The sequence below is a fragment of the Persicirhabdus sediminis genome, from assembly GCF_016595495.1.
In the GTDB taxonomy this organism is placed as follows: domain Bacteria; phylum Verrucomicrobiota; class Verrucomicrobiia; order Verrucomicrobiales; family Akkermansiaceae; genus Persicirhabdus; species Persicirhabdus sediminis.
Map to the genome: position 1 here is coordinate 1 of NZ_JAENIM010000032.1, position 15,757 is coordinate 15,757.

A 15,757-nucleotide genomic window follows, 5' to 3' on the forward strand; every position below is an offset into this window, starting at 1 on the left:
GGCAGCCAGTACACAAGCTGCAAACTACGTAAGTTACTCGGAGATCATAAGTTCAAGCAGTCGATGTCAGCCAAAGGAAACTGCTACGACAATGCAACATGTGAGAGTTTTTTCGGCTCACTTAAAGCAGAACTACTTCCTAGCTGTGGCTATTTCGCAAGCAGAGAACTAGCTCGCAAAGCTATTTTTGAGTACATTGAGGGCTTTTATAACACCTACAGACGCCACTCATCACTGGGCTATATATCGCCATTTGAGTACCTCAAAAAACAAAATCAGGTTGCTCTAGCAGCCTAATTCAACTAAAAAAATTAAAGGACACTTGCTGTACGAAATTTGAGGGGAAGATCAGTGCTTGATCGTTTCCAAATAGTGGACGGCATAATCAGGTCGACATCTATCGAGTTCATCGACGAGAACAAGAGCTTTAGTTGTTTTACCATGAAAGATCTTACGGAGTAGACCTTTGAAGTCGTTAAGTGCTTTATTTCTATTCAGGTAGTCTTGACTGAAAGTAGATAGAACTATTTCTTCATCAACGCCTTCAGCAAAACCTTTGGCTGTGGCGATGTCTGCGCCTAACTTCTGTTTTATGAATTCATTCGCTAGCCCCATAGCAAAGAATCCAATGGTTTTAGCTGCCTTTTTAAACTTCTCAATATCACCTTCATCTGCGTCCTTTATTTGATCCGTTAAATCCAAAATTCCATGTATAATGGATGAGAGTGAATCGTTACAAAAATCACTTTCCCAAGCATTGAGATACAAAGGGACAGGCATGAATTCTTGTTTGGGTCCATCTTTTCTAATCTTCTCTAAGCGTTTTTTCCACATCTCGAGAAAATGGGTTTTGCCTGAACCAAATTCCCCATCTAAAGCGACTACTAGACTGCCATCGACAAAGTCCTTATCTATATGGAGATAGTCCTCTAGTGAGGTGGCAAATTCTTCTCTGGAGAAAAGGTCCGTCGTTACGGAATCTTGGATTTCGACCTTAACGGAGGGAGGTGTTCCAGTATGCATATATGGCTTCTATCTTTATTTCAGATAGATTGAAACCAGAATGTTCAGGAAAAATGCCCGGCATTTTTTCACATCAAATCACCCAATCCCTTATAAATAAGGACATCCTAGCGCAAATTAAGAATTCATTTCCGGGTTTTTCTGGGGGGGGATTTCCAGCCAGCTGGATGGGTCAACTGGTCTGGAGTCACCTCATGCTAGCTGAGTTTATTGATCCTCGTAGCATTGATCATCAAAACACTGATCCATGCATAGCGCTGGGGAATTTTCAGCGCGGCTGACCACCTTAGCCGGAAAAAAATGCCCGGCATTTTTTCACAGTAAATCCATCGACCCCCTATAAACACAGACATCCCGACTCAAATTAAGAATTCATTTCCGGGTTTTTCTGGGGGGAATTTCCAGCCAGCTGGATGGGTCAACTGGTCTGGAGTCACCTCATGCTGGGTGAGTTTATTGATCCTCGTAGCATTGATCATCAAAACACTGATCCATGCATAGCGCTGGGGAATCTTCAGCGCGGCTGACTACCTTCGCCGGCACACCAGCAACGGTGGTATGAGCAGGCACATCGTGGATCACCACGCTGCCAGCGCCAATTTTGCCACATTCGCCAATTTCCACGCGACCGAGCAGCTTGGCTCCCGCGCCAATCATCACGCCTGAGCGCACGATGGGGTGACGGTCGCCAACTTCTTTGCCGGTACCACCGAGGGTGACTTCGTGCAAAATAGACACATTGTCCTCAACGATGGCAGTTTCCCCAATCACCACGCTATTTCCGTGGTCCAGCATGATGCCGCAGCCGATGCGAGCGGCTGGATGGATGTCCACATTGAGCACCTCGCTGCACAGGCTCTGCAGGTAGAGCGCTAGGCTGCGCCGGTTGTGCGTCCAGAAATAATGTGCCACGCGGTAAATGGTCACCGCGATGAATCCTTTGTAATAAAGTAGCGGCTCAAATGGCGTATGGCAGGCGGCGTCGCGCTCGGTGATGGCTAGCAAATCACAGCCAGCTTGCAGGACGATTTGTGGTTGCTCGCCAAAAACCTCCAACAACATCGGCTCCATCTGCTCACGTGGCATGTCTTCGCGCGCCACCTTGCGTGCCAGCCTAGCGGCTAGAGCACCAGCAAACGTTTGCTTGCTAAGCACTACATCATCAATAAGTCGCGCAAGCTGAGGCTCATCCCCAGCGACAAGTTTTGCCTGATCACGCAGTTGATTCCACAGGCGATCGAGATCGACTGGCGGCTTCAAACACAACTTAACACGTTTCTGGCTGGGTAATTCCTTTTCCATAGTATATTGACTTCTTGTATGAGAATTTCACAAAAGCTTGAATACGCCTGTCGCGCCATGGCTCAGCTAGCCAAGCATCCTGCTGGAGAAACCCTTACACGACTTGACGCTCTAGCGCAACGGGAAGCCGTCTCAGCGAACTTTTTAGTTCAAATCCTCAACGATCTCAAACGCACTGGGCTAGTGGAATCCAAGCGTGGTAAAACTGGTGGTTACACACTGGGCAAGTCAGCCAAAGAGATCACCCTCTTCGATATCACCACAGCGGTAGAGCCAAGCATGCTCAGCCATTCACTCACCAAAGATGGCGAGTCTGGCCCAGCTGTAGAGAAAGCCTGGCTAGGCCTGTCTACCCAGCTCACCGAAAGCCTCAAAAAAGTCAGCCTCAGCGACCTCGCCTCCAGCGATGAGTCCACTATGTTCTACATCTAAAAATTCACCTTCCCCCAGCACATGCCGGGTCACCCATCCAGCCAGCTAGCTAGAAATGCGCGCCGCGTTCGTGGCTGGCAGATGTGGGTTATCGTGGTCATTTTTTCCCTTGGGAGTCTCCAGCCAGCGTCGGCAACGCTGCTGACGGTGCCCAACCCACATGCTGAAGTCACCAACCAACGGCGCGCCAATGGCAATGCCTGTGGCCCCGCTTGCTTGATCAACTCACTCAGCTATGGCTCTGAAAAATGGCAAAACGTGCTAGTAGGCCAAGCTGGCACTAACAGCCGCACGCGCATTTACGGGCTGATCGCCAGATACGGCAAGCAACCGTCCCACCACTTGCAGGGAAATCACCCGCGGTGGAATCCTAATGCCGGAATCAATATCCTCGACCTCACGGATATTGCTAACGAAATGAACGCTGGCCGCTGGCTGCCAAAGATCAAAAACCAGATCCTCAACCGTCAGGCGCGTGAAACTAACAGCCAGCTACTCAAACGCAGCCACAAGCTCATGGTGGCATCGATGAAAAAAGGCTACCCGCCTACCATCAGCCTGAGCCGCTACGCCTATCAGCACAGCCAGATTGTCAACAAAGTTACCTGGTCGCCAGTGCGCTCGCACTTTGTCATGATCTACGAAATCCCCACTAGCCTGCCGCGCAATGCCACCAGTTTCAAAGTGCGCTACATTGATCCCTGGGGCGGACTGCTGCACACAGGCACCATTCACGCGCAGTCTAACGCGTTTACCCAATCGCCCTTCTTGATTGCCGATTTCCCCAATACCTCAGCGGGAAAAAACCTGCTCAAGGCAGATACTAAAACCGTGCTCACCCTAGCAGGTATCATCGGCGCATTCTAAAAATCTCCAGCGGGAAAGATGATTCCAGCTAGATCATTGCTTAGCGAAATTTTCACTTCTAGCTAGCTTCAGCTAGAAACTCACTACAGACCTAACGCCTCCTTGAGAACCGCCATTTCAGCATCTGAATACGTCAGCGTGAGAGCAGCCTGCTGGCCACGCTCGCCCATTTTCGCCCAAGTTTTCTGCACAATCTTGATCATTTTCCCATGCTCAGTATCGGCGATTAGATTAGCAAATTGGAACTCCAGAAAAACCAAACACAGCGCATCTTCCAGCACTTGGCATTCCTCGTCGCCCTTGATGTTCTTTTTCTGGTTGAGAGACTTTACCCGCTCTATCACCTCGTCGGCGTAGCCAAGGTCTCGCAGAATTTCAGCTGACTTCTCAGCGTGAAATGACTTCAAACCCTCACGCCATTTTAGATAACCAGCGCGGTTCATTGGCTGGCTAGAACGCGGTACCTGCCAGCGGCAAATGTGCTGGCACCTCGCCGCCAGCTGCAAGCCTTCGCTTGCGTTAGGCATCAGCTTGTTTACCCAGCCAGAAACCCGCTCAGCATGCACCAGCTCGCGCGCGCGCATTTCACCATCAACTTCTATCAAATTAGGATCTTCACCGTTAGCCGCATCAAATGCCGCCATCGCCCGCTCTTTCAGTCCAGTCTGTGTCATGGCCACAACATAATACCTGCCGACAAAGAAACAACCATCATAGCTGAAAAATTCACCGCGTCTAATGACCTCCACGAAGTGTGTTGCCTCCGCTGGCATTGGCCCAAAACCAGAGCCCATACCCTACCAAAAACTCCGGCCCGCCAAATACCAGCAGGAAGCAGATTCTCCACTAACTGGATCACCGCTGCCAAAAGTTCATACTCTCTCAGCTGACGGCTCCCCCTGCGTTAGCAGCTCCAAATCAAAAAGACTATGCCAGCACAATGTGAAGCCATGATGAAGATCGTGTGAAAAATCCACATTCTTCTAGCTGGACGATTTCCTGCTGACTCAAGCTCCTAGCCTCCCACCAGCTACGCCAATGGCCGACCACTTGTTGCGCCAGATTTCTCGTCGTGGAAATCTATCACCCTCTCGGTCAAATCATCAGTCTGTTCATTTCCCCAACAATCAACCAACTCACAGCTAGCGTACGCTCGGCTAGTCTTTTTATATTCAACGATCCAGCTCTCGCGCAACCCTTGCTCATCGTCATTCTTTGTTGGATAGTTGAATGGTAACCTATCCACGCCACACCGCCATGGCTTTGGCGTCAGCCGCGCACGATAGCAGGCTTGTTTCTCACATAACTTCATGTACAGCGGATCCGCGCCAAGGTGGTGCATCAGGCCAGCAACTTCGTCGCCAGCTGGATCTAACTCTAGATTCAAAAACAAATACCTCAGCCCTCCCGCAGTGCGGTAAATCCTCACACCAGCCGAAGGACGGTTTCCTAACACGGTCTTCAATTTAGCAATGGCATCGCGCTCAAACAGCTCTCTAGCTGGCTCCTGTGGTTTCCTAGCAAAAATCCCGATCAATGTATCCAACAAACTGCTAGCTATGTGTAGCTGCCTATAATCCACATCTACAAAAACCACTCGATCCGTATTGAGCACCTCTACACCCTGTTTGTTGCGAGTGATGATGACTCCCTTAGTTTCGCCGAGCTCACGCCAATCTTGCAAACATTGCTCGCGCAGCGGGTTCACACCGTAGTCGTAGCGGTCAAGCTCACCATGATCAGCCAGTCGCTTTTTCACCTCTAGCGCTCGCTTCGTGCCCATCCGCGTAGCCTCCTCCACACTGACGTCCGACCAGCCCCAACAGCGCATCTTTTCACCAAGATCTCCGAGCGGAGACGGCCCCACAGACTCACCCTGCGCCCAGTATTTTGGAATTTTCATATTGTCAGTTAGTAATTTCTATCACTTTGGCTGCAACAGTTTCTAGCGAATCATTAGAAACTTGCTGTCCATGCTAGACATCACAGCAAACTCTCCCCCGCTTGACGATTACAATTATCCACTTGTATTGCCATCTAGCTGGCTAGTTTCCAGCTGGCTGGCAGATTATTTAGACCAACTCAATGTCGGCAAACATAAATCCATCGCGCAAAACCGACTCGCCAATCGCCACTGGAATGGGTCGATCAAACATCGGCCCGTCCACCACACAGCTGTGGAATTCTCCATTCTCACCACAAGGGTCAACGCCAACTGGCAGTTTTCCTATCAGCTCATGATTCCAGTACTGGCCAGCGAGCTCAGCGGGCACTTGTTCTGGGTTCACCACGCTGAGAATCGTCTTCACACCAGCGGCTAACATCTCATCAGCCAGCTCGCTAGTATTTTTTCCCCAGATAGGAAATACTGGTTCAATACCTGATCCCTCCATGTTTTTGATGCGATAATCTCTAACGTCTTCCAAATACAAATCGCCAAAGGCCATACACTCCACTCGCTCAGCTTGCGCTCGGCTAACAAACTCGCCCATGATTCGTTCGTAGTCTTCGTTAGTACACGGAAATGGCAGCGGCAACTCGATCAACGGAAGCCCAACAGCCGCGGCTTGTTTGCGCAAAACTTCATTCCTAACACCATGCATTGCCACCCGCTCAAATTCTTGGTTGGTTGTGGTAAACAATGCCGTCACTTCGTAGTCATCCCCCAGCCTCAGCTGGTGCAATGCCCACGCACTATCTTTACCACTACTCCACGACATCCATGTCTTGCGTTTCTCCATGCGCACAAACTGTCAGACCCATCACCACTCGGCAAGTAAGAGCTGCCCGCCGCGCCAGCAACGCACACCTTAAGCTTGCTCATCGCCGCTATTGCGCTTAGGTAGGCGCAGTCATGAGCAAAGTTGCATTATTATTTTCCGGACAAGGAGCCCAGAAAGTGGGCATGGGCAAGGACCTCGTAGAAGCGTATCCAGCGGCCAAAGCATTGTTTGAGCAAGCTGACGCGGCGCTTGGTTACTCGCTTTCAGAGATTATGTTTGAAGGCCCAGCTGAAGAGCTGACCAAAACATCACGCTGCCAGCCAGCCCTTTACCTACATGGACTCGCTGCGCTTGCCATTCTCAAGGAGCGCGTGCCTAGCCTGAAGCCAGAAGCCTGTGCTGGTCTGTCACTCGGTGAGTTCACCGCTCACTCTGCAGCGGGAACATTTTCATTCGAAACTGGCCTGTCTCTGGTAGCCCAGCGCGGTACCTTTATGGACGAAGCCTGTGCGGCAACTGAAGGATCTATGGCAGCCATGATCGGCGGTAAACCTGAAGACGTAGCGGCTCTCGCTGCTGACTGCGACATCGATGTGGCCAACTTCAATGCTCCTGGCCAGATTGTGGTTTCCGGCAGCATCGAGGGGGTAGACAAAGCTGTAGCTGAAGCAAAAAGCCGCGGGATCCGCATGGCGAAAAAGCTGCCAGTTGCTGGTGCTTACCACTCACGCCTGATGCAGAGCGCGCAGGACCAGCTAGCTGCTGTGCTGGCTGATGCCGACATCGCCCAGCCTGAGCTGCCAGTGGTTTGCAACTTTGGTGCAAAAATCGTCGAGTCTCCAGCTGAGATCCGCGAAATGCTGGAAAAACAAGTCACTGGCTCAGTGCGCTGGACCGAATCTGTAGAGCTTCTCATCGAGCAAGGTTTTGATACCTTCATCGAATTGGGCCCAGGCAAAGTGCTGGCTGGCCTGATGGGCAGAATCAGCAAAAACGTGACGATGATTTCCATCGAAGACGCCGCCAGCCTAGACGCTGCTGTTGAGTCACTTAGCTAAAAAGTCACATTTTCGACAAAAAAAACATTGCGCGCAGCGGAAACTTACCCTAGTTTGCCGCCGCGCCAGCAAGTGGAGCGGTAGCTCAGTTGGTTAGAGCACCGGCCTGTCACGCCGGGGGTCGCGGGTTCAAGTCCCGTCCGCTCCGCCACTTGCTTAGCAATATGCCTCGTTTGAGATCACTCTCAACGAGGCTTTTTTGTGTCTAAAATTTCACACCAACTGGCGTCAACGAGTCCCATTGGCAAACACCTTTTAAATTCGATAACGATCACAGCCGCCGATTCCCAGCTGGATTGTGAATCCATTAATTCAAACCAAACGCCTGACGGCTCCGGAGTAACTCACGGAAGGTAATAATACCCAAAATCGTGCCTACCGGGAATGTGAAACACATCAAAAAACTGAGCACAAAGGCGGTATAATATCCAAACCGCTTTTTCATCAAAATCCCAATGGAGGCAAAGAAATGCAATGCGGCAAACCAACCAGCTAGAATCGATGCCCTCCTAGCCATATCAGAATCATAGCCACGCGCAGTCACCCACTCACCAATGCCTAACAATAATAGAATGCTAAGCATCAGAGCCAACAATAACCACAAGGTGATCATGAAATATACCCACATGCTAACCTTAGGCCTGGTAGATTGATAGTATGGGTAAATACCTGAATTCATTACGGCTGTACTCATATCCGTTCTAAATTGACCTACAATCATTAAAACGTGTGAGCTCTACGCGTTAACCGAAAAACAGCCTCTCTAGCTGAGCTAAGCCACACAAAATCAAAACTAACGAATCAAAGAAACAATAGATCATATTTCTGTGCTTAAGGGAACAAACAGATGAACCCGAAAAAGAACTCGGACCAAAGTGCTAGAGAACCTATTAAAACCGCTACACAAACTTTTCACCCGATGGCCCTTATCCGCTTCACCCAAATATTGCTTGTCACTTTTTGCCTGCACCTCCCGGCGCTCAGCAAGACGATCTATGTCGATCAAACTAACGAAGAGGCAGATGCCGATGGCTCCAGCTGGCAAACTGCCTTTGCTGATATCCAGCCAGCTCTGGACGCGGCTATCCCCGGTGATGAAATCTGGGTAGCCTCAGGCGTCTATCAGCCAACTCGGCTAGCTGTCGCGGACGACCCCAGATCTGCCAGCTTCCAGCTCTGCGGTGGAGTCACCATGCTGGGCGGTTTTCCTCCTCGCGGCGGCGACCAGAGCATCTCAGCTAGAGACCTAGACCTCTACCCCACTATCCTCTCTGGCGATCTGCCAGCTGGAGATCAACCCGACAGCAATGCCTATCACGTGGTCACCGCTACTGGTCTGATAGCGACCACCACCCTTAAGGGATTCATCATCGAAGATGGACGCGCCAATAGCTCCAATGAAAGAACTCATGAAACAGGCGGCGGCATTACCGCAACCGACAGCCTGCTGGATCTAATCAACTGCAGGGTGATTGGCAACGTCGGCACGTTTGGCGGCGGCATCGCGGCTAACAACTCAACCATCAATCTCATCAACTGCCTAATTTCTGGCAACGCGGGTTTATTTGCCGCCGGCTGCTATTTCACTAACAATAGCGTAGCCAACATCATCAACTGCACCATTACCGAGAATGCCACAGGTTACACAGGTGCTGGTATCTATTACGAAAATAGCACGCTGCATATTAACAACTCCATCCTGTGGAGCAATTACCTGATCCAGTCAGGCAAGACCATCGGTGATTCTAACTTAGCCGTCTCCATATACGTGCCTATCTTACCGGTCGATTACGCCACAGGGAGTGAGAAATTCACCATCAAGAATTCTATCATTGAGTCATCCGGCGGATCAGAAAACTGGCTAGTCTATAATGGCCTAGACGGCGGTAACAACATCGACAGTAACCCGCATTTCATCTCCCCTGCCCACCCAATCACCGTGCCCAACAAAGGCGGCAACTACAAACTTTTAGTGACATCGCCCGCGCTCAACAGCGGCGACGGCGTAGCTAGAAGCAGTGCCAACCCAACAGAATCCGATATCATCGGCAAGCCAAGGTTCATGGGCGTCATCGACCTAGGTGCCTACGAAGGGGCCGAGCTCTACAGTTTCTCCAAACTCTATCCAGAGCTTCCTCCTGGGGTCGACAGCAACGGCAACGGTAATTCTAACTACCATGACTACGTCACTGGTAACGATCCACGCAGCGATTCCTATCAAACACCAAATACACCACGTATGGTGGGCGACAACCAAATTGTCTTTGAATACCTAGCAGAGCACTTGGCGGATGATGTGAATATCTACTTTGAAAAATCCACCAACTTGAAGGATTGGACAACCATGGCTGAAGGCGCTGACTACACCGTGATTTCAGACCTAACGATAGGGACTCGTCAGCAGAAAACGATCAAAGTGCTTCATCAAAAAAGATCTATCTCACAGCAATTCTATCGCTACCGCAGCGAGCTCACGCCGATAGAACAACCAGCTGACAATTCATCCACCGCCAAGAAGGCGAATTAGCTAACAAAGGTCAGCTAGCTAGCTGAAATCAACTCAGACAATACCATTTGCGCCGTCAAACCGTAGGCTTGGCAAACCGCGCTAATAGTATGATTAAGCATTATCCTTAGCGCGCACAAAAATTCCCCACTGAATCAAGGCCAGCGGTAAGCAACTCAGCAGCCAAGCAAATGATAAGGTGGCGGAGCTTTTCAAAAACCACGGTTCACGGTTTTTCTTTCCCCATAAGACGTAGAAACCAATCAAGGATCCAAGTAAGCCAACCATCAAACCAGTCCCCCCTGCCTTAAATGCAAAGTCGATATACGGTGAGATGTCTGCCTCTGAGTTATCCGCAGCCCCGCTCAGATGATTGAAGCTCAGAATGATCGCAAAAGCGGTAGCAAACACCGCAAGCAAATGCACTCCTTGTAGGGCGACCGCCGCAACAGCTAACTTATGACCACTGCGGCTAGCTAACTTCCCATCAACTTTTTTGCTAGTTTCCATTTACCAAAAATCTAGCTAGCTGACATGAACTCGTCAACACCCAACCTAACAAATCATGTTTACGCTACTAAATTTACAAAAAATGACCCAGCCGGCACGAGTCCAGCTGGGCATTGATTTGAAATCTATCACCAACGATTAGATCTTACCAAGGGCCACATTCATGGCCTCTAGCGTATCGTCGATATCATCATTGCTGTGAGCCATGCTGATGAAGCCAGTCTCGTACGGGCTTGGCGCCACATACACGCCCTGCTCGAGCATGGAGTAGAAGTATTTCTTAAATGGCTCTTTCTCACAAGTCATCACGGAGTCGAGGTTGATGATCTCCTGCTCAGTGAAGAATAGGCAATACATTGAGCCCACACGGTTGAACTTATAACCGAGACCTTTTTCCTGCAGAATGCCGCGCACGCCAGCTTCCAGACGCGCACCGAGTTCTTCTAATCTCTGGTATCCAGACTGTCTATCTAGCTCTCTCAGCTGGGCCAAACCAGCTGCCATTGCCAGCGGGTTGCCGCTGAGTGTACCAGCCTGATAGACAGGACCATCAGGAGCGAGGAAATCCATCACGTCAGCGCGACCACCAAAGGCTCCAACAGGAAGTCCTCCACCAATCACTTTACCCATTGCCGTTAGATCTGGCATCAGCCCTTCGAGCTCTTGCACGCCGCCTTTAGCCACGCGGAAGCCAGTCATCACTTCATCCATAATGAAGAGAGCTCCGTGCTTTTTAGTAATGTCACGCATCAGCTGCATGAAGCCCGGCTGAGGTAAAATCAATCCAGCATTGGCTGGATAGGCCTCGACGATCACCGCTGCAATCTGGTCGCCCATTTTAGCAAAGAGCTCTTCTAACTTACCCGCGTCGTTGTACGGAAGGATGATGGTTTCTGCGGCAAATGCATTAGGAATACCAGCTGAGTCAGGCTCACCATGAGTCAGCGCACCTGATCCAGCTGCTACTAACAAACTGTCCACATGACCGTGATAACAACCGTCAAATTTCACCACCTTATCGCGACCAGTGAATCCACGAGCCAGGCGAATTGCCGACATGGTCGCTTCGGTTCCTGAGTTCACCATGCGAACTTTTTCTACTGACGGCACCCAGTCAACGACCTTGTTAGCCATCTCTACTTCGTACGGGTTAGGGATGCCAAAAGAAACACCTTCTTTAGCTGCTGCGTGCACGGCTTCGATCACTGAAGTTGGAGCGTGACCAAGAATCGCTGGCCCCCATGTGCCCACGTAGTCGATCATCTTGTTGCCGTCGACATCTTCAATGCGAGAGCCCTTGGCGCGACGCACGAAAAATGGATCTCCATCTACATTACGAAATGCGCGAACTGGTGAGTTCACGCCACCAGGAATCACTTTTTTAGCGGCTGCAAAGAGCTTCTGCGATAAGTCGGTCTTCATGCCGAGAAAATGAGCCAGCTAGCCGCCCGCTGCAATGCCAAAATAGCGACATCAGAGAATCGCACACATTCCTCACCAAGACAGCCTTCCAGCCAGCTGTCTGACGGTTGGGCTAACAATTCACCCACATCCTAACTTTGAACTTTGCGCAATGCGCGCCACTCTGTGCAATTCTCATTGCTCCACGCTGCTGCCGGTAACCTAATGAAACATCTTGCGGATAACTCATTAACGGTTAAACTCTAGGGATTAGTTTCAGAAACCATCATTTCCCATGGATAACAAACCCATCAATTCAGAGCCTAGCCATCTAACTCGGCGCAAGTTCATTCATACAACGACAGCTGGAGTCACCGGCGCCATTCTCAGTCAATCATCAGCCTTTGCAGATACCAAACAAGTCCCATCAGCTAAAGAGAACCAAAATAACAAAACCATGAATAATTATCCCAAAACATTCTCCCATATTGGATTGTCCGTCCCTAACCTCGATGAAGCCGTCAAATTCTACGAAGAAGTAATGGGCTGGTACACCATCATGAAACCTACTCTAGTAGAGGAAGAATCTGAAACTGCGATCGGCCAAATGTGCATTGATGTTTTTGGCACCGACTGGGGTTCATTCAAAATCGCCCACCTATCTACTGGTGATAAAATCGGTATCGAAATATTTGAATTCAAAAATAACAAAAAACCAGACGACTTTGAGTACTGGAAAACTGGCACATTCCACTTCTGCGTGCAGGATCCTAACATCGAGGCATTAGTTGAAAAAATAGTCGCCCACGGCGGCAAACAACGCATGCCTATCAGAGAGTACTACCCTAACGAAAAACCATACAAAATGGTCTACGTTGAAGATCCATTTGGCGTAGTCTTTGAGATTTATACTCACAGCTACGAGCTGACCTATTCACAGGGTGCTTACTAAGAATACCTAACATCAGGTTGAAGTCAGCTGGACAGTATGGCGCAACAAGCGCCATCCAGCTAACTAGATCTGTCGCTAAATTTCAGCTCGTTGATCTATTTCCTTTCGCCTAACTTGTACCGCGAAATCCGCGCAAGCTGTAGAGTTTGCTAGGACTTTCAGCTGGCTGGCCAGCTGAGGTGATAGCTTTGGCGCCTTGCTTGCGTTTCTTGCCAAACTTTTTGCGGTGAGTTCTGAATTGATTGTTGATGAAGGATTTGCCGCCGATGGCCACGCCGTCGGTGAAGTATTTTATTTTGTGCCGCAGTAGTTCGGCGGGTGAGATTTTGCCCTCTCTAGCACGTTCATTTTCTAGCTGGGATTTGGCATTATCATTAGTCACGGCGGCATCTTCTATCAGCCAGAGTCGGTAGCGATGGGCGTTTTTCTTCCAGCTAGTTTGCGCTACGCGCATCACCTCGCAGAGCCCGTAGCGACAGCGTTTGCTGCCAGCTAGCGCGGCGGCGTAACCGCACCAGCGGTAGTCTTTTGGATCGCTAACAATGCCAGCCCTAACTGGATTAAGATCGATGTAGGCGGCGATGGCGTGCAGCGCGGTGAAATCTTCACCAGTTTCGTGTTCGGCGGTTTTATTAGTAGATTCTACCAATACGCTTTTGTAACGGCCCATCCAAAGCGCGCCGCGCCTTCCGTGAGTTTTGTTATACCACCGGCTGTAGCGCTCTTTGAGTTCTTTGACGAATTTTTCTAAATTACAAAATCGCTCTTTGTATTTAGTTAGTTGCTCATCAGCGTAGCGCTCCATGCCATTGGCACGCATGTGCGCCAGCTCGGCTCGCAGCTGGCTGATGTACGCTTTGCTATACAGCGTTCGCAGGTGCTCGATCAGCCGCTCTTCCCCTTGCTGCTTGGTTTGCGACGGTCTTTCATCTGGCCGACCTTGTGACTCATAGGCTTCAAATTTGGCATTGAATTTCACCCTGCTAGGGACGCGAATGAGCAAGTGAAAGTGGTTATCCATCAAACAATAAGTCAGGATCTTTATTCCTGAAAAGCGCGCCATACGCCACATGATGCGCAAAAACGCTTCTTTTTCTTGGTCGCCAAACAGGTAATCTCCACCCGCCGTGCGGCTCATCACATGATAACAATACGAGTGCCGATCATCGCCAACAATGCGCACATGCCCGCCAGACGGCGGCGCACAAATCATGCCCGCCGCGCCACCAGAAAAACCCGTTTTACAATCCGCCAGCTGTAGCGGCGTTAGCGGCTTCGTTTCCGCTGTTTTTTGCTGATTATGCAATGGTTCTGGAGATTTCACAATCACCAATATCGCACAGAATCAATGGCTTGCATCTAAAAAATGCCGTACATCTTTTGGTTGCACATACGGCGCTAAAGCTTGAGAATTCGATGTAAAATCAGGCTGTAGCTGGCAGCCCAGCAGCCCCGTGCTGAAATCTCTGCATGTTTTCTAGCAGTGCTAGCAGTGCTGGTGTCAAAAAAAAATGCACGGCATTTTTTACGGAGATGAGGCCTAATCCCATATATCTAGGTCATTCCTCTCAAATCCCCCAAAACTCTTTTCGGGTTTTCCCTGGAAAATATCCATGCCTGCCCAGCTGGCGCCAGCTACCTGAGCCCATGATTATCTTATCGCAGGGCGACATCGACGCCGTTTTGGCGCGCTAGCTCGGCTAGCTGGCTAGTTTCGCCTGCTATGGTATGGTCAGGTAGCCACAGGTGCTGGCGTTTATCGAAATAGATCAAAACTCCAGCTGGAAAAACAACCAGCTCGTAGACCTTGTCCCACGCGACCTCGGAGGAAAATGAGGCGCCAGCCATGCTGATGCCAGCTGGGGAGAATTCGTAGCTGACCAGCTCGCCGTAGCCAGCTGAGCCACGCATTCTGCGCAGGTAGAGGATTTTCCAGATGATGGGTCGCACGAGCGCGAAGGTGCCAACCATGATGGACAAGACAGCCATCATTTCAGGCCCCACCATGATCATGGTGTAGCCGCCGTAGGCGAGGCAACCGATGGCCACAAGTGTACGCAAAAGCAGCCAAAAACGCCAGCGGTGCCAGGCGTGTTTGGCGTACGCGTGGGCGTAGACTTCATCGTGAAACTGTGATTGCGCGGTGATGGTCATCGTTTTCAGCTGGCTGTAAATAGGATCTAGGGTGGGATTTAATAAATGGCTTAATAGTCTACACTGACCAGGCTGAGGCCGTCGGCAGGTGCGCAGAGTGGAGATTTACCATTGGGCAATGATGCCTCTTGGTCGAGTAATGCTTGGAAATCGTCCATGCGCAGTCGCCCTTGAGCCACCTGCACGGCGGCGCCAACCATCAGACGGACCATTTTGTACATAAATCCATCACCAGTGAAAATTAAGCGGTAACCACCGTCGATCACCTCAAAGCGCGACTCGGTGATGGTTCTCACGTAATCAGTCGATGCGGTTTCGTTGCCTCGGTTGGCGGCAAATGCCTTGTAATCGTGGGTGCCTAGATACACCTCCAGCGCTTGTTCCAAGGTGACGGGATCAAGCAGACGTGGCAGGTGCCAAGCGAGGCCAGCTTTGAGCGGCGGCAAGATGGGCTCGAGACACAGCTCGTATTGGTAGGTTTTGGCTTTGGCGGAAAATCTAGCGTGAAATGTTTCGGCGACTTCTTGGCAGTCGAGCACGCGGATGGCAGCTGGCAGCTTAGTATTCAGCGCAGGCACCCAGTTGTATGGGTTCATGGAAATCTCAGCTGGCGGCACAAAGCTGGCAACTTGGCCAAATGCACTCACTCCTGAATCAGTGCGGCCAGAACCTTGAATTCGCACTGGCTGCTTGGCCACCTCAGCCATCGCTTTTTCTAATAAGTCCTGCACGGTATTTCCGCACGGCTGCGACTGCCAGCCCTCAAACGGGCGGCCATCATAGGCGATGGTTAATTTCAAATTCATAAGCTGATTCTAATCAGTGAGGG

Annotated in this window: 17 protein-coding genes and 1 tRNA gene; 7 read left to right on the top strand and 11 right to left on the bottom strand. The window is 50.3% G+C overall.

Features of this window, described 5'->3' with window-relative positions; all coding sequences use genetic code 11:
* Positions 1 to 297 (top strand): integrase core domain-containing protein (locus JIN82_RS05965; RefSeq protein WP_200310085.1); only part of this gene is annotated, 297 nt, incomplete at its 5' end.
* Positions 298 to 348: 51 nt separating this feature from the next.
* Here the strand turns inward: JIN82_RS05965 and JIN82_RS05970 are convergent.
* Both JIN82_RS05970 and cysE read right to left on the bottom strand, forming a co-directional pair.
* The gene (locus JIN82_RS05970; protein ID WP_200310724.1) at positions 349 to 1,023 is read right to left on the bottom strand and encodes a KAP family P-loop NTPase fold protein; all 675 of its coding nucleotides are present in this window, start codon (positions 1,021 to 1,023) and stop codon (positions 349 to 351) included.
* Between the two features lie 453 nt (positions 1,024 to 1,476).
* Complete coding sequence (gene cysE / locus JIN82_RS05975) at positions 1,477 to 2,325, bottom strand: serine O-acetyltransferase (protein WP_200310725.1); 849 nt, start codon at positions 2,323 to 2,325, stop codon at positions 1,477 to 1,479.
* Positions 2,326 to 2,343: 18 nt separating this feature from the next.
* Between cysE and JIN82_RS05980 the strand changes: the two genes are divergently transcribed.
* Both JIN82_RS05980 and JIN82_RS05985 read left to right on the top strand, forming a co-directional pair.
* Positions 2,344 to 2,757: an RrF2 family transcriptional regulator gene (locus tag JIN82_RS05980; RefSeq protein WP_200310726.1), complete on the top strand. Its 414-nt coding sequence runs from the start codon at positions 2,344 to 2,346 to the stop codon at positions 2,755 to 2,757.
* A gap of 21 nt (positions 2,758 to 2,778) precedes the next feature.
* The gene (locus JIN82_RS05985) at positions 2,779 to 3,624 is read left to right on the top strand and encodes a hypothetical protein (RefSeq protein WP_200310727.1); all 846 of its coding nucleotides are present in this window, start codon (positions 2,779 to 2,781) and stop codon (positions 3,622 to 3,624) included.
* 83 nt (positions 3,625 to 3,707) lie between these two features.
* Here JIN82_RS05985 and JIN82_RS05990 read toward each other — a convergent pair whose 3' ends face one another.
* From JIN82_RS05990 to JIN82_RS06000, 3 genes are all read right to left on the bottom strand, one after another.
* Entirely contained in the window at positions 3,708 to 4,298 is a 591-nt protein-coding gene (locus tag JIN82_RS05990) for a DUF4202 domain-containing protein (protein WP_200310728.1), read from the bottom strand.
* Positions 4,299 to 4,654: 356 nt separating this feature from the next.
* Entirely contained in the window at positions 4,655 to 5,527 is an 873-nt protein-coding gene (locus JIN82_RS05995; protein ID WP_200310729.1) for a hypothetical protein, read from the bottom strand.
* Positions 5,528 to 5,696: 169 nt separating this feature from the next.
* Complete coding sequence (locus JIN82_RS06000; protein ID WP_200310730.1) at positions 5,697 to 6,365, bottom strand: Dph6-related ATP pyrophosphatase; 669 nt, start codon at positions 6,363 to 6,365, stop codon at positions 5,697 to 5,699.
* A 113-nt stretch (positions 6,366 to 6,478) separates the two neighbouring features.
* Here JIN82_RS06000 and fabD point away from each other — a divergent pair, with 113 nt between their 5' ends.
* Both fabD and JIN82_RS06010 read left to right on the top strand, forming a co-directional pair.
* Complete coding sequence (gene fabD / locus JIN82_RS06005) at positions 6,479 to 7,405, top strand: ACP S-malonyltransferase (protein WP_200310731.1); 927 nt, start codon at positions 6,479 to 6,481, stop codon at positions 7,403 to 7,405.
* 74 nt (positions 7,406 to 7,479) lie between these two features.
* A tRNA-Asp gene (locus JIN82_RS06010) sits at positions 7,480 to 7,556 on the top strand.
* 156 nt (positions 7,557 to 7,712) lie between these two features.
* Here JIN82_RS06010 and JIN82_RS06015 read toward each other — a convergent pair.
* Complete coding sequence (locus tag JIN82_RS06015) at positions 7,713 to 8,099, bottom strand: hypothetical protein (RefSeq protein WP_200310732.1); 387 nt, start codon at positions 8,097 to 8,099, stop codon at positions 7,713 to 7,715.
* A 153-nt stretch (positions 8,100 to 8,252) separates the two neighbouring features.
* On the opposite strand from JIN82_RS06015, the gene JIN82_RS06020 reads away from it, so the two are divergent.
* Entirely contained in the window at positions 8,253 to 9,932 is a 1,680-nt protein-coding gene (locus tag JIN82_RS06020; RefSeq protein ID WP_234041808.1) for a right-handed parallel beta-helix repeat-containing protein, read from the top strand.
* Positions 9,933 to 10,025: 93 nt separating this feature from the next.
* Here the strand turns inward: JIN82_RS06020 and JIN82_RS06025 are convergent, their stop codons facing one another.
* Entirely contained in the window at positions 10,026 to 10,421 is a 396-nt protein-coding gene (locus JIN82_RS06025) for a hypothetical protein (RefSeq protein ID WP_200310734.1), read from the bottom strand.
* 138 nt (positions 10,422 to 10,559) lie between these two features.
* Positions 10,560 to 11,843 carry a glutamate-1-semialdehyde 2,1-aminomutase gene (gene hemL, locus JIN82_RS06030; RefSeq protein ID WP_200310735.1) on the bottom strand — a complete coding sequence of 428 codons (1,284 nt, stop codon included), beginning with the start codon at positions 11,841 to 11,843 and terminating at the stop codon, positions 10,560 to 10,562.
* 436 nt (positions 11,844 to 12,279) lie between these two features.
* On the opposite strand from hemL, the gene JIN82_RS06035 reads away from it, so the two are divergent.
* Entirely contained in the window at positions 12,280 to 12,774 is a 495-nt protein-coding gene (locus JIN82_RS06035) for a lactoylglutathione lyase family protein (protein ID WP_200310800.1), read from the top strand.
* A gap of 109 nt (positions 12,775 to 12,883) precedes the next feature.
* Here the strand turns inward: JIN82_RS06035 and JIN82_RS06040 are convergent, their stop codons facing one another.
* From JIN82_RS06040 to truA, 3 genes are all read right to left on the bottom strand, one after another.
* Entirely contained in the window at positions 12,884 to 14,098 is a 1,215-nt protein-coding gene (locus JIN82_RS06040) for a transposase (RefSeq protein WP_200310736.1), read from the bottom strand.
* A gap of 332 nt (positions 14,099 to 14,430) precedes the next feature.
* Entirely contained in the window at positions 14,431 to 14,928 is a 498-nt protein-coding gene (locus JIN82_RS06045; RefSeq protein WP_200310737.1) for a hypothetical protein, read from the bottom strand.
* A 50-nt stretch (positions 14,929 to 14,978) separates the two neighbouring features.
* Positions 14,979 to 15,734 (bottom strand): tRNA pseudouridine(38-40) synthase TruA, encoded by a 756-nt coding sequence (gene truA, locus JIN82_RS06050; RefSeq protein ID WP_200310738.1) that lies wholly within the window; start codon positions 15,732 to 15,734, stop codon positions 14,979 to 14,981.
* Positions 15,735 to 15,757 lie beyond the last annotated feature (23 nt).